The 19,209-nt window shown below is 59.2% G+C and carries 18 protein-coding genes and 1 tRNA gene; 10 read left to right on the top strand and 9 right to left on the bottom strand.

The genetic code is table 11. From position 1 onward, the window contains the following. The first annotated feature begins 1,103 nt into the window (after positions 1–1,103). From EHH60_RS18225 to EHH60_RS18215, 3 genes are all read left to right on the top strand, one after another. Complete coding sequence (locus tag EHH60_RS18225) at positions 1,104–1,763, top strand: oxidoreductase (RefSeq protein ID WP_124160841.1); 660 nt, start codon at positions 1,104–1,106, stop codon at positions 1,761–1,763. Positions 1,764–1,900: 137 nt separating this feature from the next. Then, complete coding sequence (locus EHH60_RS18220; protein WP_025036157.1) at positions 1,901–2,353, top strand: VOC family protein; 453 nt, start codon at positions 1,901–1,903, stop codon at positions 2,351–2,353. Between the two features lie 287 nt (positions 2,354–2,640). After that, positions 2,641–3,279, top strand: a complete 639-nt coding sequence (locus EHH60_RS18215; RefSeq protein WP_124160840.1) for a glutathione S-transferase family protein — start codon at positions 2,641–2,643, stop codon at positions 3,277–3,279. 123 nt (positions 3,280–3,402) lie between these two features. On the opposite strand, the gene EHH60_RS18210 is transcribed toward EHH60_RS18215, so the two are convergent. Genes EHH60_RS18210 through EHH60_RS18200 form a run of 3 tightly spaced genes read right to left on the bottom strand, consistent with a single transcriptional unit; the run spans position 3,403 to position 4,141 of the window. Beyond that, positions 3,403–3,570: a hypothetical protein gene (locus EHH60_RS18210; protein WP_124160839.1), complete on the bottom strand. Its 168-nt coding sequence runs from the start codon at positions 3,568–3,570 to the stop codon at positions 3,403–3,405. 5 nt (positions 3,571–3,575) lie between these two features. Further along, positions 3,576–3,836 carry a hypothetical protein gene (locus EHH60_RS18205; RefSeq protein ID WP_124160838.1) on the bottom strand — a complete coding sequence of 87 codons (261 nt, stop codon included), beginning with the start codon at positions 3,834–3,836 and terminating at the stop codon, positions 3,576–3,578. Positions 3,837–3,886: 50 nt separating this feature from the next. Next, positions 3,887–4,141, bottom strand: coding sequence for a PilZ domain-containing protein (locus EHH60_RS18200; protein WP_124160837.1), 255 nt, complete (start codon positions 4,139–4,141; stop codon positions 3,887–3,889). A 222-nt stretch (positions 4,142–4,363) separates the two neighbouring features. Here EHH60_RS18200 and EHH60_RS18195 point away from each other — a divergent pair. Then, positions 4,364–4,438, top strand: a tRNA-Glu gene (locus EHH60_RS18195). Between the two features lie 9 nt (positions 4,439–4,447). Here EHH60_RS18195 and EHH60_RS18190 read toward each other — a convergent pair. Further along, the gene (locus EHH60_RS18190) at positions 4,448–5,539 is read right to left on the bottom strand and encodes a tyrosine-type recombinase/integrase (RefSeq protein ID WP_124160836.1); all 1,092 of its coding nucleotides are present in this window, start codon (positions 5,537–5,539) and stop codon (positions 4,448–4,450) included. Positions 5,540–7,043: 1,504 nt separating this feature from the next. Between EHH60_RS18190 and EHH60_RS18180 the strand changes: the two genes are divergently transcribed. From EHH60_RS18180 to EHH60_RS18170, 3 genes are all read left to right on the top strand, one after another. Further along, entirely contained in the window at positions 7,044–8,186 is a 1,143-nt protein-coding gene (locus tag EHH60_RS18180) for an AAA family ATPase (protein WP_245454516.1), read from the top strand. Then, positions 8,134–10,737 (top strand): S8 family peptidase, encoded by a 2,604-nt coding sequence (locus tag EHH60_RS18175; protein ID WP_124160834.1) that lies wholly within the window; start codon positions 8,134–8,136, stop codon positions 10,735–10,737. Before EHH60_RS18180 ends, EHH60_RS18175 begins: the two co-directional genes overlap by 53 nt. Positions 10,738–10,879: 142 nt before the next feature. Beyond that, positions 10,880–11,563 (top strand): recombinase family protein, encoded by a 684-nt coding sequence (locus EHH60_RS18170; RefSeq protein WP_124160833.1) that lies wholly within the window; start codon positions 10,880–10,882, stop codon positions 11,561–11,563. Between the two features lie 299 nt (positions 11,564–11,862). Here the strand turns inward: EHH60_RS18170 and EHH60_RS18165 are convergent, their stop codons facing one another. Beyond that, complete coding sequence (locus tag EHH60_RS18165; protein ID WP_124160832.1) at positions 11,863–12,591, bottom strand: outer membrane protein; 729 nt, start codon at positions 12,589–12,591, stop codon at positions 11,863–11,865. A gap of 190 nt (positions 12,592–12,781) precedes the next feature. Between EHH60_RS18165 and EHH60_RS18160 the strand changes: the two genes are divergently transcribed. Further along, entirely contained in the window at positions 12,782–13,012 is a 231-nt protein-coding gene (locus tag EHH60_RS18160; RefSeq protein WP_124160831.1) for a hypothetical protein, read from the top strand. Positions 13,013–13,203: 191 nt separating this feature from the next. On the opposite strand, the gene EHH60_RS18155 is transcribed toward EHH60_RS18160, so the two are convergent. From EHH60_RS18155 to EHH60_RS37130, 4 genes are all read right to left on the bottom strand, one after another. Next, positions 13,204–13,890 (bottom strand): sensor histidine kinase, encoded by a 687-nt coding sequence (locus EHH60_RS18155; RefSeq protein WP_124160830.1) that lies wholly within the window; start codon positions 13,888–13,890, stop codon positions 13,204–13,206. An 874-nt stretch (positions 13,891–14,764) separates the two neighbouring features. After that, positions 14,765–15,538: a bestrophin-like domain gene (locus EHH60_RS18150; RefSeq protein WP_124160829.1), complete on the bottom strand. Its 774-nt coding sequence runs from the start codon at positions 15,536–15,538 to the stop codon at positions 14,765–14,767. A 703-nt stretch (positions 15,539–16,241) separates the two neighbouring features. Then, a complete protein-coding gene (locus EHH60_RS18140) occupies positions 16,242–16,916 on the bottom strand; it encodes a helix-turn-helix domain-containing protein (RefSeq protein ID WP_124160827.1) in 675 nt (224 codons plus the stop codon). 332 nt (positions 16,917–17,248) lie between these two features. Continuing rightward, entirely contained in the window at positions 17,249–17,413 is a 165-nt protein-coding gene (locus EHH60_RS37130; protein ID WP_158626741.1) for a hypothetical protein, read from the bottom strand. A 355-nt stretch (positions 17,414–17,768) separates the two neighbouring features. On the opposite strand from EHH60_RS37130, the gene EHH60_RS18135 reads away from it, so the two are divergent. Both EHH60_RS18135 and EHH60_RS18130 read left to right on the top strand, forming a co-directional pair. Further along, entirely contained in the window at positions 17,769–18,272 is a 504-nt protein-coding gene (locus EHH60_RS18135; protein ID WP_124160826.1) for a Spy/CpxP family protein refolding chaperone, read from the top strand. A 135-nt stretch (positions 18,273–18,407) separates the two neighbouring features. Further along, the coding region (locus tag EHH60_RS18130) for a DUF3300 domain-containing protein (protein ID WP_148090215.1) at positions 18,408–19,209 on the top strand (802 nt) is incomplete at its 3' end.

Genomic DNA, 19,209 nt, shown 5'->3' with positions numbered 1-19,209 from the left:
TGGAGCTACCGTGCCAGCCATAGGACAAGTGAAACAATGACGATGGCAGCGAGGATCGCCATCCAGCCCTTCGCATCAAATTCGAAGAAAGGGCCTTTGAAGCGTAGCTGATGATCGGACATGACACAGGTCTCCATTGAGATCGTGAGACCCGAATCATTTTCTTTCTGGGGGATAATCTATTGCGCCCTGATTTGCAGCGTTGGCAAGAGTCTTCTGCAAGTTGCCGCTCAGCCCTCCACCCAAAACACGAAACGGTGGATGGCGGGTGGAAAAGCCTCGCCTGCTTTTCATGGGGGGTGCCGTGGCTCATCTCCTAATCAAGTTCGCCTCGCTACGGCGATGACCACCACGATCAGAACAGCAGCCCCGATCGCCCAGACGCCGTCAGCGCTGATGCTCGCGCCCCATAGATTGACCAGAAGTTTGTCCGACATGACGCAGCTCTCCATTTGAAAAACTTGAAGAGCGAATCGTTCAGGGGGACTTTTCTACTTAGGCACATCCCGCCAAATCTGCGCAAAAAGGCTGGCACAGATAAAGTGGTAATCGAGCGATTCCAGATAGTTAGACTGCAACATCGCACATGTATTTAAAGCGCCGTGGCTCGCTATGTGAGTTAGTGATTGATCTGACAGGCGAATTCCGATGCGTTATGCGGGAATCTTTACCGCCGTCAGTCATCCATATCGGTGCACGAGACGGTCCAGAAGGCCCCTAGCCCGAAATTTTTTGCTTTCAGTATCGGTACAGCAAAAGACACACGGCAAGGACGCGGCACTGATGCCGGCCAGACCTGGAGCGCTGATCTTGATAGCCCCAAAAGCTGATCTGGAATTTATGGTCGGACATGGCACAGCTCTCCATTGATAATTTTGAGAGCCGCTGTGATTGCGGTGACAGTGCACTAGCTCCCAAAGGTATTGTCCGGATTCGGGCGGGCCGCAGACAATGCCAGTTGAGTGCACTGTCGGCACGCCATGTCGCGGCCTGTACCGTAACGGAAACCTCGATCCGGATATTGCGCAGCCTGCACGACCTCGGGCGCCACTCCCCCTGACTTTCACAAGCGATCAGGTAATCAACGCAAAGCGGTGGCTTGAATGAAAACTGCACTTGTCTTCGGCGCGACCGGCTTCATCGGCTCGCATTTGCTGCGCGGCCTGTTGAACAGTCCCGACTATTCGCGGGTTGTGGCGGTGGCCCGCAAGCCGCTGGCGGTGAGCGATCCGAAGCTCACGGTGCTGATCGGCGATCTCGCCTCCCTGCCCGCACTCAAGCCGCAACTGGTTGCGGACGAGATATTCATCGCACTCGGGACGACGCGCAAGCACACCCCTGACGAGGCCGAGTACTACAAGATCGATCATGATTATCCGGTGTTGGCGGCCGAGATCGCGAAGGCGAACGGCGCGCAATCGGTGTTTCTGGTTACGGCCGTTGGCGCCCACGCCGGCTCCGGCGTGTTCTATCTCAGGACCAAGGGCGAGGTGGAGCGGGACATTCTCTCGGTCGACTTCGAGCACACGCATATTTTCCGCCCGTCGATGATCCTCGGCGCGCGCGACGAGGACCGCCCGGGTGAACGCCTCATCATCGCAATATGGGGCGTACTCGATCCGCTACTCGTTGGCCCGGCCGACCGCTATCGCGGACTTGCCGGAAACGACATCGCGCACGCCATCGCCAAAGCCGCGCGGCATCAAACGGAGAAGGTGCGAACCTATCATTGGAAAGAGATGGCGGCGCTGCTTCGAACGTGATGCAGTCCGAGCCGAACCGGCACCCTTCACGCACATTTGCCTCGGCCCCCTGCCCCTCCTCTCCTTTTCCTGCTATTTCCTACCTCGCCGTCCCGGCCCAAGACAAAACCCTCCGTCCGTTCCAGGGAGCAACAACCATGCGATACCTCCACACCATGCTGCGCGTGCGCAATCTCGATGTCGCGCTGAAATTCTATGTTGATGCTTTCGGGCTGAAGGAGGTGCGCCGGATCGAGAACGACAAGGGGCGCTTCACGCTGGTGTTCCTGTGCTCGGCGGACGATCTCGAGGCGCTGAAGAAGCAGCCGCCGACGCGCGGCGCGCCGCTGGTCGAGCTCACCTGGAATTGGGACGAAGAAAAGTACGGCGAGGACCGCTTCTTCGGCCATCTCGCCTATGAGGTCGACGACATCTACGCCACCTGCGAGAAGCTGATGAAGGCCGGCGTCACCATCAACCGGCCGCCGCGCGACGGCAACATGGCCTTCGTCCGCTCGCCGGACCTGCACTCGATCGAGCTGTTGCAGAAGGGCGATCCGAAGCCGCCGCAGGAGCCGTGGGCGTCGATGCCGAACACCGGTCATTGGTAGGTCTGCGCGCGGGAACAAGCGAGCACGGCCCGCGTTCATCTTCCAGTGAGGCAATTGGAGGAGGATGCGATGGCGAGAGGGCTGTTGCTGTGGATGCTTGGCGTGCCGATCCCGGTGATCATTCTGTTGTGGTTGTTCTTCGGCCGCTGACCGTCAGGTTGAACTTTGCAACGAAAGCTCCGCCGCGTGCGGAGCTTTTTGCATGAGGGCGCGCCGCAATCGCGCATCGCTCGACGCGGCGAATTCCGCTATCACCCGCAGCATGCGACAATGCGGGGAGACGCTTCATGCCTGATACCAAGCTGACGATCTGGGGCCGCGCCAATTCGGTCAACGTGCAGAAGGTGCTGTGGTGCTGCACCGAGCTCGGCCTGGCTTACGAGCGCATCGATGCCGGCATGAGTTACGGCAGGACGCGCGAGGCCGACTATCTCGCGATGAACCCCAATGCGCGGATCCCGACGCTGGTCGAGGGCGACTTCGTGCTGTGGGAGTCCAATTCGATCATGCGCTATCTCTGCCTTGCGCATGGACGCGGCACGCCGATCTACCCGGAGGCGCCGAAGCAGCGCGCCTCGGTCGAACGCTGGCTCGACTGGACGCTGTCGACGGTGCAGCCGGTCGACCGCCCGGTGTTCTGGGGCATCGTGCGCACGGCGCCCGCCGAGCGCGACATGATCCAGGTGCAGCGCGATGCCGATGCCGCCGCCGAGGTCTGGGCCATCGCCGACCGCCTGCTCTCATCGCGCCGCTTCATCGAGGGTGATGCGTTCACGCTGGCCGACATCGCGACCGGGTCCTATGCGCGGCGCTGGCTCGGGGTCGAAGGCATCAGCCGGCCCGCGCAGCCGCACCTCACCCGCTGGCTCGCCGAGCTCGGCAGACGGACCGGATTTGCGCAATTCGTCGCACCGCCGATGTCCTGACCGCCGGTAGGGTGCAAGCTGCGTGAGCGCGCGAGGAATCGCCGCGCCGGCGCAACCGTCCGCCGTGACGGCAGCACTTGACGGCTACTGTGCATGGGGTTGTTCTCGCAGTTTGTCGTGGCCCTAGCGCCAGCCGCGCTCGACCAGCAGCACGCAGACGATCAACACCAGCGTCACCACCACGGTCGCCAGCCGGGCCGTCCAGCTCAGGCCGCGGCCGACCCACCACAGCAGCGCGCAATACATCAGCACGGGAACGATGAGGTCGAGCCGCACCAGATCCGCCGGCATGGGTCTCAGCGCCTGACGGTGGTGTCGATGCCGATCGAGCCGCCGATCTTCACGCAGGTCCCGGTGCCCTCGACCATGACGAAGCGCCGGCCGTACGAGGCGCAGGAGCCCGCACTGGCCTTCCCGGCGGCGCCCTTCAGCGGCAGTGCCCTGACGGTCTCCCTGCCCGCTTGCGGACGCTCGGCGGGCGGCAGGCGAACGGCCTCCGCGGCGGCCACAGATGTTGCCGCGAACGCGATCAGGATCAGGAGGAGCGGCGTGCGCATGGCGGCGTTCTAACCCGGACAGGTGCCGCGCGCCATCGCCGCGTCCGCGATCAGATGAACTTGACGCCGGCCGACTTGCCGCGGCGCCAGACCACCTGACAGCTCCGCCCGGTGCGCGCATCGCGTGCGAACGCCATCCGGATCACGCCCGGAAGCTGACTCGCGTCCTCGTCCATCGTGATCTTCGCGCCCGAGTCCGAAATGTCCTGGACCAGGCAATGCCGCGCGGCGAAGCCGCCGTCGAGCGTGATCCAGGCGTGCTGCGACAGCAGCTTGCGGGCTGCGCGCTTTTTTGGCGGCGGCATTGGAAAATCTCCCGCTCCAGCGCTACGCAGGGAACCCTAAGAAACCGTTGAAATCGCCCCTGACAATCCCGGGGCCGGCGCTGTCCACGGCTACCAAAAGTCCGTTCCCGAACGGCTTGCCCGGGAGCGCAAAGGCCACTATACGTTCGCCCGCTGCAAGCCGCCGGGCCCTGTTCGGCCGGCCAGCGGCCGTGCCGCGGAAAGCGGCGGGGCCCTGCGTTTGCTCCCTTCGTCTATCGGTTAGGACGCCACCCTTTCACGGTGGAGAGAGCGGTTCGATTCCGCTAGGGAGCGCCACCTGGTTCGTCACGAACTTGTTTTCCTTTCACTTTTTGCGATTTCCCCCAAACTCTTTAAAGCAGTTTGGGGAGACTTGTTCGCCCGATGTTCATTCAGCTTCAGCACTGCGCGCTTGCCACCGCGTTTCCGGTCGGCTTCGCGGGTGTAGCGTTCGGCCTCCGCCAGCGTCTTATGGCCGAGGGCGGCCATGATGTCGTGCGCCGAGCAATCGGCATCAGCAAGCAGACGGCCGAGCGTCTTCCGAAGACCATGGGGTCGGCATGCTAGATCGGTAATCCCGGCGGCCTTGATGGCATCACGCATGAAGCCGGAGAAGCCGTCGACTGTGAATGGCTTTCCCCATTCAGTGACGAAGACGCAGATGTGCTTCCGCGGTGTTGCCGCAAGCGCTTTCTCCAGATCCTCGCTGATCACCATGTCGACCGGGACTCCGGTCTTGTGGCGGCGATAGCAGGCGCCGTCATCCACCTGATTCCAGGTGAGAAGGTGCGTATCGACGCGCGCGGTGCCCATATTCAACATCAAGGCGTAGGCGGTGCGCTGCTTGGTGCCGATTGGCCAGCGGCGCTCGAAGGCGGCGATCTCGGCGTCAGTCCAGGCTCGGATCTCCTTCCCTTTCGGCCGCTTAATCCCAATGGATGGATCGTGGCTCAACCAGCCCTTGGCGATGGCGTGCTTGATCAGGATGCGGAGCTTCTTCAGCGTGTCGAGCGCGGCGCCGGGGCGGTCCGCTAGCGGATCAAGGATGACGCTGTTGATCCGATCCCTAGTAAGACCAAGCACGGCGCGCTCTCCATGGTCGATTCGGATTTGTTCGAGGCGCGAGGCGTAACCGTCCTTGCTCGTCTTGCTCAGCACGGTGTATTGGCCGCTTGTCTTGTAGGACGCTATCAAAGCGCCAATCGAGCCGGGACGATCCTTTTTGAGGATTGGCCTCGACGTTTCACCCGCCATGGCCGCGGCATACGCCTCGCGGAATTCCGGGGTGGTCGGGTCGTCTGGCAGCCGGATCCGAGCGCCCTTCCCGATCCTGAACGAAAGATAAGTTTTGCCCTTGACGTGGTTTCTCTCAACGTTTGGTGGCAGCTTGCGCGGCATGGCTTAATCCCAACCCTGGTCCGCGGAGATCATTTCTTCCCCGCCGCGGTGAGGTAGAGAATCTACCGCGGCGTCGAGCTCCCGAACATCCCAGGCAAGCCGCCTCTCCATCAGAACCCTCGGACGAGGCATGCGCCCATCTTCGACCATTTTGTCAAAGGTATTCGGGGAAACGCTAATATACGCGGCGGCCGCGTCACGCCCGATCAGGCGCGGCGATAGCGTGCGCGGAAGGGCAGCTTGGCGGCCCATAGGCTACCCCCCAGCTTCGGTGCTGGTGGGCTCTCGGCGGATGCTCGGACTTTCAGAGGTCGACGGTCCGACCGCCATGGCAACCCGGCCATCCAGAATGCTTTTCCAAAGCAAGGCGGGAACGCGCAATTTGCCGCCAAGCTTAATCGTCGGCATCTGACCAGCCGTGGCGGCCCGATAGCTCGCGTTGCGACCCAGCCCTGCCATTGCTCCGGCCTGAACGACTGAGTAGGTCCGATTTTGTGCTTCGCTTACCATGGGCCGACCTGTGTTATCTCGTGCCCGAATAGCTCAAGCCATGCCGCCACGCCTGGTGAGATTTTCGAAAGCGTTACAGAAGCATCACATGACAGCCCTCCTCCCGGTCCGCCCCGAGCCATTGGAAACCGAGTTAAGCTGGAGCCGGGACGAGAATGGATATGAGGTAAAAAGCTTCGGCAGATTGGGCGCTCACATCGTCGGCAAAGGCGGTAAAATAGTAAGGATTAATCCTCTAGCCGGCGGCGAAACTTACGTCGCCTTCTCCCGAGTGAACTCCGAGGAGAAGCTGTTGCGGTTCGTAGAGTTGCATGGGTTGTTGGAGCACGAACAGACTCCCAAGCCGAGCAGATGGAACCCGACCACTCGTAAGCTCCTGCCAGAGCGGGTGGAGGGGGAAGACGTAGGGGACCTTCTTCAATATGCGGCGCGATTTCGGGAAGTTCTCCAGTGGAATACGAATCGCGAGAAGCGGCCCTCCAAAGGAGCGATGAGTTGGATAGAGCGGTTGCTGGAATCGGAGGGGCTTGGAAGAGTTTACCTGGATCTGGGACCGCCAGGACTAGGCCCCGCAGGAGGATCACTGAGGCCGGTTTTCAGGCCCGATACGCTGCTGAACGGAATGCTTTGGCAGCTCGCCTTGGCGATCTCCGCAAGCAAACACTTCCGAACATGCGGTTGGTGCGGCTCGCTCTTTGAGGTTGGTCCTGGCTCCGGACGACGCGCGCACGCCAGTTTTTGCTCGTCCGAGCATCGCAAAGCTTTTCACAGCAGAAACCGATCCAGAGGCGCATCACGAGGTGCTTGATTGCTTCGCAGCAAACACTGTCAAATTCTGACGCGAGATCCACCGAGTCGGCAAAGACGTAGTGAAAAGGCAGAAAGCGACTGCTAAAAGAGCTTGGAATCGACTGCAATTTCCGCAACTACAACCCTGTCATTGTTCCTAACACAGTCGCAGCGGCGGCGGTCGCAAAACGATATGGAGTAGGACGTGGATTTGTTCGGGCTCAATAAGGCTTCGCCCAGTCCGCAAAGTCCTAACGTGCAGGCCAAGCCGGCAAAGAAGAAGCGAATGGCGCGTAGCGACCTTTTAGTGGCTCTGGTGAAGGCGGGCGCCACCGGCGATCGTCAACTCGCCCGCACTTCTGCCGAGGCCCTTATTGCGGACGAGAAGGCGAAACAACATCATGTTTTAGCTGACCGGCTTTCGGGCGCGCTGCGCAGCAACCTGAATGGGGACCGGTCGGCATCGCCGACACCCCATGAACCGGTATCGAGAGGGCCTTCAACTCGCGATCTCTTTGTTGATCGAGTTCCACGTCGAACGTTGGCTGAGTTGTTGTTGCCGACTGTGACGCGGGAAGCCTGCGAAGCGCTCATTGAGGAACAACGTCGCGCTGACGTGCTGCGCGCACACGGCTTAGAGCCGCGTCATCGCGTACTCCTGGCCGGCCCACCCGGCAATGGGAAGACGTCCCTCGCCGAAGCAATCGCCGAAGCGTTGAGTGTGCCCCTCCTAACGGTCCGCTACGAGGCGATAATCGGAAGCTTCCTAGGAGAGACGGCAAGCCGACTGAGGCGCGTCTTCGACTTCGCTCGAACGACCCCAAGCGTTCTTTTTTTTGACGAGTTTGACGTCATCGGAAAAGAACGCGGCGATATTCACGAAACTGGCGAAATCAAGCGCGTGGTCAGCTCGCTGCTTTTGCAAATGGACGATCTGCCGAGCTGGACCGTTATCGCAGCCGCAACAAATCACTCTGAATTGCTAGATCGTGCCGCTTGGCGTCGTTTTCAACTTCGTCTGGAGCTGCCAGCACCTGGCGAGCGGCAGATTTCAAACTTTATCGGAATGTATTTCAAGGACCGCACGCTTCCCGGCGATCTCGGTCGATCGCCTGATCAAATGGCGCGGGCTCTTCGGGGGGCAAGCCTCGCCGAGGTGGAAGACTTCTGTACAAACATTCTTCGCCGCTTTGTCTTGTCGCTTGGTGGGGGCCGTCCAAGCGAGATCGTTGAGCACGAGCTACGGGTTTGGCGATCGCGAGTGAGTGCGCCCGGCACAAAGAAGAGTAAAGACCGTGGCGGAAAGACCCCTCCTACAAATACCCGAAGCGACTCGAAACGAGCGTGAAAAGAGACCGCCTGCCCCAGTCGATCCGAATGCGAAGATTGCAAAACCGGGGCGCGAACGACAATCGCAACGGCTCGGACCGCAGTTCGATCGGCTGAGGAGCGTTGCGGCGCAGCCGTCCGACCGAGCAAGCCTAGAACTGCGCGCGGATCCAGACGGCATCGCGCCAGAGCGAGCACTTGTTTTCGAAGTGGCGGGCTCGCTGGCTGATTTCTACAGCCAGGTGGGTCGCATCCGAGGGCTTGAATTCCTTTTAGAGGATGACGCCAACATTGAGCCGAATGATGACTTCTATACCCTGCAAACAAGGAACGGCGAGCAGGTCCGCGGCGATCGACCAATCGGGGGCCGGCTCTACATGGCGATGCCGGACATGCAGGCACTCCGGGAAATCTTGAGCTTATGGGATCGGTACCGGCAAGGCCAATCGATGCCCTTCGGCTTCGCGCCTTGGCGCGACCTGTTCGGTATGCTGAGCGACTTGCGCGCCTGGGGGCCAAATGACCGCGTGCTTCCCGAAACTCTTGAATACTGGCGTGAACGGGTCACTAGCCGGCCTGATGAACCAGTGCGTTTCGAGGTCGAAATGTGGTTCCACGAACATGCGGAGCGGCGCGCTAGGGCTATTGCTGATGTCAGAAACAAGGTCATCGAACTCGGCGGAAACGTCGTCAACGAGGCTCTAATCGAACCCATTCGCTACCACGGAATGCTGATCGATCTGCCTCCGGGCCGTGTGCTTGAGTTGATCGAGCACCCCGATGTGACGCTCGCGAGGCTGGACGACGTCATGTACCTGCGGCCTCAATCCGTGGCCGCCATTGCTGAACCACAAGAAGATGGCGAGACAGCGCCGGCACCTGCCGCTGCGGATTCCGCTGGCGATCCAATCGCTGCGCTTCTAGACGGCGTTCCTCTCGCGAACCACCACCGTCTCACTGGCAGGCTCATCCTTGACGATCCAGACGACTATGCGGCGCGCACTCCCGTGGCAAAGCGTTCTCATGGCACCAGTATGGCATCGTTGATCGTCCACGGCGATTTTCAAGCGCTAGAGTCCCCGCTCAGGCGGCCGCTCTACGTCCGCCCTGTTATGGTGTACGACGCAGCAAACGACGCTGAGACGACTCCCCCAGATCGGCTTCCGCTTGACATAGTTTATTTGGCCGTCCGTCGGTTATTCGAAGGTACCGCCTCCGAACCGGCATCCGCACCAACAGTGGTCGTGATCAATCTCTCGCTTGGCGACTTGAATCGACCGTTCTCAGGTAGGATCAGCCCTTGGGCGCGACTCATGGATTGGCTGGCTTTCCGTTACAGAGTTCTCTTTTTGATCAGCGCGGGAAATGTTCGCAGCTGGTTACCGATCCGGGATTTTGCGACGACTGCTGATTGGGCCGCTGCGACGCCTGAAGCACGAGAAGCGGCGATCATCAATGCTCTTAACTCTGAGAAAGGTGCAAGGACCCTTCTTTCTCCGGCCGAGGGCATCAACGCGATCGCTGTCGGCGCATGGCATGCAGACGAATTCACTGCGGCGCCTGAAGCATTTCATCTCAAAGACCCCTTCCCCGATGGCGGCCTACCGAACGTCAGTTCAGGAGTTGGCTTGGGTTTTCGCCAAACGGTGAAACCGGACCTTCTATTTGATGGCGGTCGCGAGTTGGTCCGCGCCTCGGAAGACGAAGGCCATGTTTGGTTGGCCGTGGACGGTGGGGGTGCCTACGCCGGACAAATGTCAGCAGCGCCCGATCCGGGTGCAACTGGTCGTCTTAATTATCAGCGTCGCACTGTTGGGACCAGCAACGCGACCGCGCTCCTGACGCGCTCTGCAATTCGCATCTTCGACTCACTGATCGAGGCCGGACATCAAGTTCCTCGAAGTCACGCAGCCGTATTGCTAAAAGCGCTCCTCGTTCATGGAGCCTCATGGGGAGGCGCAGGAGATAAGCTCGACGGAGCTTTCGGTCCGGCCGGAAGGGATTGGCAGCGGCACCGGGACAACATTTCCCGCTTTCTCGGCTACGGACGGCCCGACATCGACCGCGTGCTCGACTGTGCTCCTGAACGAGCGACCCTCTTTGCGTTTGGCGACATTGAGCTAGATGCTCAGGACGAGTTTGATATCCCCTTGCCTCCCTCTATTGAGGGATCGACTGAAATCCGGCGACTGACCGTTACCCTGGCGTGGCTCACACCAGTGAACACCAGACACCAACAGTATCGCTCTGCCACACTCGAACTTCTGCCAGCGGGCGATAAAGCCTACTCTCTCGCGGTGGCGCGCTTGGCCGCTCAACCAACCCACTTCGCGGTTAATCGCGGAACGCTTTCCCATAGCATTTTTGAAGGTGAAAGCGCTGTGGCCTTCTTAGATGGGGGTATGCTCAGACTAAGGGTCGCCTGTCGGGCTCAGGCAGGTCCCTTAGATGAGCGCGTGCCTTTTGCTGTCGCTGTCAGCATGGAGACCGCAGTGGGATCAGGAATTGCGGTGTACGATGAAGTTCGCGCCGCGGTGCAACCCGCCATTCGTGCGACGGCAACTGCGTAAGGTGCGCGAGCGACGAGCGCAAGCCGTGCTCGCGTGACAGACAAGACGCATTGTTAAGTAGATCCCTTGCTAAAAGAGGGCCGCGGGGACATCTCTTGTACGGATTTCTCAAGAAATCCGTACAAGAATGAGGGGCAAAGCTATGGGGCGAAACGCAAAACGGGTGGAAGCCGTCGCGTATCTACGCACCTCATCGGCAGCCAACGTGGGCGCCGACAAGGACAGTGATCGTCGTCAACGCGCTGCGATCGAGAGCTTCGCCAAGGCGAATGGGTACGAGCTCGTCAACGAGTTCTACGACGCGGCGGTCAGTGGTGCCGACCCGATCGCTGAACGGCCTGGCTTTGCGGCAATGCTCGACCGCATCGCCGGCAACGGAGTCAGGACGATCCTCGTCGAGAGCCCTGACCGCTTTGCTCGCGACTTGGCGGTCCAACTTGCCGGACATGATCACCTGCGCAGCCTCGGCATCACGCTGATCCCGGCGAGCTCGCCTGACTTCTTCATCGAGGACACGCCAACGGCGGTGTTAGTGCGCCAAGTGCTCGGTGCCATCGCTCAGTTCGAGAAGGCGACCACGGTGGCGAAGCTGCGCGCGGCGCGCCAGCGGAAGCGTGAGGCGGTCGGAAAGGTCGAAGGCCGGAAGAGCTGGGCGGAGCTCAATCCGGAGCTGGTGGCAGCAGCAAAGCGTCTACGCCGGCGATCACCAAAGGGGCACCAGCGCTCCTTACGTGATGTCGCCGATGAGCTTGCGAAACTGGGCTTTACCAACGAACGCGGAGTGAGATTTTCAGCATCGTCGATTGCTTCTATGGTTTCTAGCTAGGGCGTGTTCTTACGCGCCTAGCCGCGATCGAGTCCGCTCACCCCTCAACAGCGGCGGAAGAGCGGACATCGCTCGAAGTCGCAGAAGGGCCAAAAGCTGACGTGGCCACTGCTTCAGCCTGTTCCGATTCCGCTACTGGCTTCGCTGCGCATTGAGGCATTCCCGGCCCGGCGATGACTGCGCGTGTGAAGGCCGCGAAGCAAGAGCGAGACCCCCTGATGAGCTATCACCCCCAGACGACAAAAAGCCCCGGGCGAGGCCGGGGCTTTGAGCTGCTGATGTTGATTAGGTTTGCCAGATCAGTACTTCGCGACCACCGGGCCGCCGAAGCGATAGCTGACACCCGCACGAACGGTGTGGAATACCGGATCGTGTTCGTAGGAAAAGCCCGGGAACGCGACGGTAGAGGCGTTCCGGAAGCTCCCGAAGTCGGTGTAGCGATATTCAACACGGGCCGACCAGTTGGGGGTGAAGCCGTATTCCCAGCCTGCGCCCACGGTCCAGCCGGTGCGGGTAGTGGAGACGGTCTCAAACAGAGCGTTCGCGAGCACGTAGGTGTGGTCCATATCGGCCCAGGCCGCACCACCGGTCACGTAGAGCAGCGAATTGTTGAAAGCGACACCGAGGCGGCCGCGGATAGAGGCTTGAGCATCGATCCGGAAGTCCGTGCCGTTGAGGTTTCCAAGGCGATAGCCGCCGTTGACGTCGGCCGCTTCGATGTCGCCTTCAAGACCGACGACAAATTGGCCAAACTGCCAGTTGTAACCAATGTGGCCACCGCCAACGACGCCATCAGCGTTGAAGCCCTGGACGAAGCCGGTGGGGGTGCCCGTTGCAGTAACGAACTCACGGGTGCTGTTATCACCCCAGGCATAACCGACCTGCGCGCCGATGTAGAAGCCGGTCCAGTTATAAACGGCGGCGACGGGCGCGGGCGCCTTGGTGTAAGGCCGGGCGGCCAGATCGGCCGCTGACGCGCCGGCGGTGCCGAGGACGAGAGCGGCAGCGGCGATGGCAAGCTTTTTCATTATCTTCCCCAATTTGCGACCATGGAATGCGAGTAATTGATGATGCAGTATAGCCCATGAGTCGCCCTACAAGTGTCACCTGTACGCCACAGCTGCCCGCAATATGAGCAGCGGCCCCATTTCGCGCCACTCGGTCACTGCTGATCGCCTCCGCTAAGAAGCTGAACCAGTTAGAGAGCCAGAGACTGACTTGAAGATCAACCTGCCCGATACGGATCTCAAGACCGTGCAAACTATCGTCAGCCATGAGCTCAAAGACGAGCGCGGCCGGTTCGTCGGCCAATACCTATTCGGAAAGGGACAGGGTCGAACGGTCTTCTTATTTGGAAAGTACAAGGGGACTTTTAAGACTCACGCTGAATGCCAAGCATTCATCGATGGTGTGCTTGCCGTGGTTGGCGAGCCCCACGGCCATCCGTAATGCGCAGGCGCGATGTCCGCTTGGGGTCAAAGGCTGCCCTCGGCCGCTCCGGCGATGGCTTCCGCTCAGCCCTCGGAAGCGGACATAGCCGCGCTCCGGGCTGAGGTCAGCCACGGGCCAGAAGCGGACCACGTGCCCACGCAGTCAGCTTTGAAGGCGACTCGTTCTAGCGCCGCCGTCACACCTGCTGGTTACTGCATTGACAACGCGAACGTTGCTGTAAAGGTTGTTTCGCGGGGAGATGATTTGGCAACGATGGCACCTCCATGTGCCCGAGCTATCTCCTGCGAGATATACAACCCAAGGCCTAGACCTTTTTGATTAGGAAGGACGTCGCCACGATGAAACGCGGTAAACAGGTGCTGCATCGCTTCAGCTGGAATTGGGTTGCCACAGTTCGTGATGCTAATTTCAAACCCTGCGTCAGTACGCTTTGCCGCAACGGTTATCGGCTGATCGTTTGACCCGTAGGAAATTGCATTCCCCAATAGATTTGACACCATCTGAGCGATGCGCCCAGCATCCACTTTGACCGTCCCGGGGACTTCTAGGGTGGAAACGATAGTCCGTCCAGGATGGACATTCACAAATTCAGATATGACCTGCCTGATAATCGGTTCTAGATTTTCCTCCTTGAGGTTGAGCTGCACTCCTGCGCCGAGTCTAGCTCGTGCGAAATCCATAACATTGTCGATTAGCCCGGCCATTCGGGCCACGCTGCTGTTGAGATGAACAATCCACCCCTGTCCTTCTGCATCGACCTTCTTGTTGAGCAGGCGAAGGCCGCCTTGGATGGACGCGAGAGGGTTTCTTAGGTCATGACCAAGAACAGCGATAAATTGCTCCCGCAATTCTGAGTTTCTTTTCTCAAAAGCCAACTTGCCTTCACTCGCCTCAACCCTGGCGACGCAGCAGAACTATCCGGCTGAAGGCCACAGCAGCTGGCGTCCCGCCGCCGGTCCCAGGGGTTGGAGGGGACGTTTGAAACCGGCAGCGAGACTACGCAGTGGGCTCTGCGCCATCTAAGCATGTGAATCCGGCAAGTCCCGCGGTTGATTTGAATCAACGGATCGGTGAGGTCCGCATCGGACGAGGCCAGCTAACCGCGCGAAGCGGTTTTGTTCGCCATACTCAGATCGTAGCTGGATGGAGCCCAAGTAGACGGCGTACAGCTTACCGCCGTCGCACTCGCGCGAAGAGAGTAAAAGACTTCGAGGCCAAGCAATTCTGCCTCTTCTCGTTCCCAGACTTCGTCTTCCTGACTTCGGAGCCACCACTGATCACTAGAGGTTAGCTATGCGCTCATCGCGATCGAAACGACAGCAAGGATGCCGACCATCGTTGTGACCCAAGCAAGCAGATGAAGCATCCAAGGCTGGATCACCGCGCGCTTCCTCAAGGTTATTCCGATGGGGTATCGAGCGAAGCGCTGCACTGTTTGACTTAGATCAATGGCTGAAGACCACAAACGCCACGACAGCAACGTTGAAGGTACCAGCGGCGATGGTCAGTGCTGCAAAAAGACGCTCTGACATCCGGAGACACTCCAAAAACGCATCACGGTGATCTTACAACCTTGACCAAGCCCTGTAAGCACACAACTGAACTGTGGAACCTTTGGTTGAAAGGGATTGCCACCGCACAAGGTCGTAAAGGCCCCGCGGATGCTCCGAGAAGAACGGCGCGCACCCGGGATGATGCGGGGAACCTGGCCCGAGCAGTGCTTTCTGGTGAAAGGCAGCGGCATTTCGCTCATTCGCGAGGCGAAGCTTTGAGGGCCATCACGGCTTGTTTCATAGGCTCTGGAGAGATACGAACCACCCCGCCAAAACCTTGCTCAAGTTCGAGAAACATCGCTACCGCGGCTGCGACAGCAAGCGCACACATTGTTAAAGTAATTGCAGACGTAAGATTCGATGGCGCAAATAGACCAAAGCTGGCGAACAGCAAGAAGAGCCAGAACACAAGCAGCGCTACAAATGCCTTTGGAGTTCCTTGCCCCACCTGCTGGATGATCAGCCAGCGGGCGTCACCTATTTTCCCAGCAAGAGTGAGCGCCTGCCCGAGCCACCACTGATCTCGCGGATCGCTCGGCTTTATCTTGAGCATTTGTTCTTCGGTCTGCTGGAGCAGTTCATAGGTGGCCGGATTGCCGAGGTGAAAATCAGCAGGATCATCCGGAAACATGTCGGTCAGCTTGCTCTCCGCATACCGCTGTAAGGCGTCTCTTGCCGGCTGGGCCGCGGGCCCATAGCGGCGCAGGATATGGTCCAAGCGCAGGATCTGTGATGAGAGTGTCGTTACTTCGCCTCCGAGCCGCGTGAATGCCGTGTTCGCATTGGAGATGAGAAGACCGAGAACGAGCGCAGCAACCGTTGCAATCACGGCCGTGGACATGCTGACGAGGCTTTTTGTCTCGTCGCTGAGATAGTCTTTGGGCAGCCTGGTTCTCGCCTCAGCGCCGAGGAATGCTCCGGCAAGGATAACAACGAAGGCGGTACACCCGATTACGATAGTACTGGTCATGAATTCCTGTATCAGCAGAGACAAAGGGCGGGTCGTTCAGAACCGCCCTTGAGCCGCCTCAATATTGATAAGGTGGGCAAACCCACTGACCGTAAGCGTCGTAATAGCATCCGTTGTTATTGTAGTACCCATAGGCACCCGCCGCTGCGGCAGCACCGACAGCGGCCGCCCCGTAGCCCCATCCTGGCCTGTAGTACCCTCCTCCATAGCCAGGATAGCCAGCAATGGGCCGTCCCGGCCGTCCAGCGACTGGGCGGCCCGGACGACCAGGCCGACCAGCTATCGGATGAGAGGGATGGGGACGCCCGGCAACTCGATGGCCGCGATGCGCATGCATGGCCCCGCCTCGCACATGGGCAGCTCTCATGCCACCGTGAAATCCACCAGCGCGCATTGCACCGCCGTGAAATCCGCCGCCCCGGAAGCCGCCCCCGCCCCCGCGGCGAGCAGTTGCATCGTCAGGCACTAGGCTAACCGCGATGAGAATGGAAGCCGCCAATCCGGCGAGACCAAAGCGTGTCATAAGGGTCCTCCGATTGCTTGCATGTTGCGAAGCGAGACCGTGCAGCTCTGCCGAAAGACCAGACCCGAGCAGTTGAGAGAAGGATCGGACCGGCTAGAGTTGACTCACAAGGCACAACATCCAGAGGATGTTCCCTCCATATCAGCGAATAATTTCGCTAGGTCGAGGTCGGCCCGGTTACTAATTCTGCGGATCGAAGCTTTGAAGCTTCTGCCGATCTAAGATGACAATCTCGCGCTGCGTGTTGCCCAAAAATGTGAGCACGCCTTCGCAATGAAGTTTCGAGACCGCTCGAGAAACCGTCTCAAGGGTTAGGCCGAGGTAGTCAGCAATGTCGCGACGAGACATGGGCAGCGACATCGTGTCGGCCCCTGTCCGACGATCCATTTCAGCCAAGAAAGCGGCAACACGTTCTAGAGAAGTTTTCCGTCCCAACAGGAGCATGTGATTTTCGGCATGCTCGAGGTTTTTGGTGGTCATGCTGAGCAAATTTCGCGCGACGACGGCGTCAGCTCGGGCTACGGATTGGAGGCTCTCTCGTTTGATCAAACGAACGGTGGTTTCCACAACGGCTTCGGCGGTGAACCGGTGATGGTTGCCGTTCTCAAGCCCGAATATATCTGCCGTTAAATGGAAAGCTCCGATCTGCCGTCTCCCATCCGAGAGCAGCTTGTAGCTTCGGACAGCTCCTCGTTTAACCTGGTATACGTGCTCAGCAGGCTCTCTCTCGCCAAAAATTTCGGTGCCCTTGCGATAGGTAAACTCACTCAAACTAACAGCTTGCTTAGACGCCGTGGTAATTCCGAAATCAGCAATCGTGGTGGGCTGCCGCTGCTCTGTCCTGCGCACCAACATTGGTAAGACTCCCTACCATAATCGATAAATGCTTCCCGATAGGGGTATTATCCTATTGTTGAACTTTGGATCACTGTACCAACGTGCAATGCTACTTTTTCCCGGTTAATTGCGGCGTTTAGCCAGGTTATGCGCGTTGCGGCAACACTTTCGAAGGGGATGCAAAAAACGGAGGTGGTTTGAGCGAACTCTAACCGACGCGGTAATAATTTACGACTCGCATTTGAAGACTGATGTCTACGCCTCGATCCCTGCGAGGTGAGCCTTGGGCGGAGCCTCTATGGCACGGCAGGTGGCGTCTATAAGGCAGGTTCGGCGGCTTTCCGATCATGCTAGTGCCTTTGCAGCGGCCTCATCCTCTCCAACTGCTCGATTTCCCCAAACATGGCGATCATGTCCGCCAACAATATCCGCGTCATCGGATCGGTGCTTTCGTCGGCGACTCTCCGATAATGCTCTATGCGTTCCCGCAGCATGCGCAGATCATCTTCGTTCATCCATTTGAGACGCGCTTATAGGACTTTGGTTGCCGTCCAAAAGTGAACACAACGACAAAATCTCGTTGCTGCCCTGTGGTCTGGGATAGTCGTTGATCTGTGCCGACGAATCTACCTTTCCGTTGTCCGAAACCGACCGAAATTCTCGGTCAGGAGGCAAGTGCTCAGCGGTCGCTGGTCGAGAATGCTGTTTTGCAGAAAATTTGGCCGTAGCGCAGCCGGTCGACTGCAAGGCCGAAACGGCGGCGCCCTCCTATCCATCGCTCCGCAACATTGGTGAGAGAGTTGACCTATATCAAACTGCGACCTGTCCGGACGCACCTACTACACGGGGGCGCTCTCTCAGGAGTTCGAAATGGCGAAAACCAATGCCATCGCAGCGCTTGCGTTCTTGATAACGACTTCACCTTTTGTCTTGGCAGCAGAGACACCAGCCACCACGGGAACTGGCGCCCCAACCGCTGCCGATCTGAAGAGCCTGACAGACATGCGCGTGGGCATCATCAAGGCCGCGCTCCAGCTGACGGCTGATCAAGAGAAACTTTGGCCAGCCGTCGAAAGCGCAATCCGCAACAGGGCAGCAAACCGCCAGTCTCGTTTACAACGGATCGTCGAATTGCACGACGAGGCTGTCGATCCCCTCAAGGACAGCAATCCTGTTGAGCTTATGCAACGCAGGGCAGATCGACTCATCCAGCGTGGCGACGACCTTAAGAAGCTCGCAGCTGCGTGGGAGCCGCTCTACAAGACGTTAAGCGACGATCAGAAGAGAAGAATGTCCTTTGCGACTTATGTCGTCATGCGCGGAATGCGCGATGCCGTCGAGCACAGTCTCGAGCCTGAAGAGGACGACGACTGAACCCTTGCGGGATGCGGATGGAGTTCCCGTGTTCATGATGCCCGTGTTCCCTTGCTCCTTCGCGCGCTTTCTTGATCTACGTCAAACACAAGGGTGTTGCGTCGATCTCGAGTGTGGCGAAGGAGGACCCAGCGCATGCAGTTCCTAAGGAGAATGGGTGTCGCGGGAGCGATCCTAGCGTCGCTTTTCATTAGCTCGCCGGCATCGGCGCAAACGGCGGAGCCATCTCAGCCGACGAGCCCGGCTCCCGCGCAAACTCCTGAACAAGAAACGCTCAAACCGGCGGAACTGGAAGCGCTGGTTGCTCCCATCGCCTTATATCCCGACACGCTGTTGTCGAACGTCCTCATGGCATCCACCTACCCGCTTGAGGTCGTGCACGCAGAACGCTGGCTGAAGCAAAAGAAAGACCTGCAGGCTGACGCCCTTAAGTCCGCCGCTGAGAAGCAGCAATGGGATGCCAGCATCAAGGCTCTGATTGCTACGCCGTCAATCCTGCAAATGATGAACGAGCACCTCGAGTGGACGCAAAAGCTCGGCGAAGCCTTTTTGGCGCAGCAGCAAGACGTCATGGATGCAGTGCAGCGTCTGCGCATGAAGGCTTATGACCGCAAGAAGCTGGTGACGACGAACGAGCAGAAAGTCACGGTCAGAGACGATCAGAACAGGCAGTTCATCTACATTGAGCCGGCTGCTCCTGAAAGCATCTATGTTCCCTATTACGAACCCCAGGTGGTGTTCGGCGACTGGCCTTACTCCGACTACCCCGCATATCCCTACTATTGGGGCTACCCAGGCTACATCGCTGCCGGGGTAATTGCGACGGGAGTGGCGTTCGGCGCAGCATACGCCCTCGGACGATGGGCAACGGGCGGCTATTGGGGGAGCGGCGGATGGTGGGGTGGCAGTCGCGTCAACTGGGGCGGCGGTGCGATTG

This window comes from Bradyrhizobium sp. RP6, from assembly GCF_003837805.1.
Lineage (GTDB): Bacteria > Pseudomonadota > Alphaproteobacteria > Rhizobiales > Xanthobacteraceae > Bradyrhizobium.
Note: the sequence above shows the minus strand (reverse complement) of the source record. Positions and strands in the feature narration are given on the sequence as shown.

Coding starts and splice junctions, on each gene's coding strand:
- EHH60_RS18165 (WP_124160832.1), bottom strand. CDS start 12,591: ATGAAAAAGCTTGCCATCGCCGCTGCCGCTCTCGTCCTCGGCACCGCC.
- EHH60_RS18170 (WP_124160833.1), top strand. CDS start 10,880: ATGGGGCGAAACGCAAAACGGGTGGAAGCCGTCGCGTATCTACGCACC.
- EHH60_RS18210 (WP_124160839.1), bottom strand. CDS start 3,570: ATGCCGGCGGATCTGGTGCGGCTCGACCTCATCGTTCCCGTGCTGATG.
- EHH60_RS18135 (WP_124160826.1), top strand. CDS start 17,769: ATGGCGAAAACCAATGCCATCGCAGCGCTTGCGTTCTTGATAACGACT.
- EHH60_RS18225 (WP_124160841.1), top strand. CDS start 1,104: ATGAAAACTGCACTTGTCTTCGGCGCGACCGGCTTCATCGGCTCGCAT.
- EHH60_RS18215 (WP_124160840.1), top strand. CDS start 2,641: ATGCCTGATACCAAGCTGACGATCTGGGGCCGCGCCAATTCGGTCAAC.
- EHH60_RS18140 (WP_124160827.1), bottom strand. CDS start 16,916: ATGTTGGTGCGCAGGACAGAGCAGCGGCAGCCCACCACGATTGCTGAT.
- EHH60_RS18200 (WP_124160837.1), bottom strand. CDS start 4,141: ATGCCGCCGCCAAAAAAGCGCGCAGCCCGCAAGCTGCTGTCGCAGCAC.
- EHH60_RS18190 (WP_124160836.1), bottom strand. CDS start 5,539: ATGCCGCGCAAGCTGCCACCAAACGTTGAGAGAAACCACGTCAAGGGC.
- EHH60_RS18150 (WP_124160829.1), bottom strand. CDS start 15,538: ATGACCAGTACTATCGTAATCGGGTGTACCGCCTTCGTTGTTATCCTT.
- EHH60_RS37130 (WP_158626741.1), bottom strand. CDS start 17,413: ATGAACGAAGATGATCTGCGCATGCTGCGGGAACGCATAGAGCATTAT.
- EHH60_RS18220 (WP_025036157.1), top strand. CDS start 1,901: ATGCGATACCTCCACACCATGCTGCGCGTGCGCAATCTCGATGTCGCG.
- EHH60_RS18205 (WP_124160838.1), bottom strand. CDS start 3,836: ATGCGCACGCCGCTCCTCCTGATCCTGATCGCGTTCGCGGCAACATCT.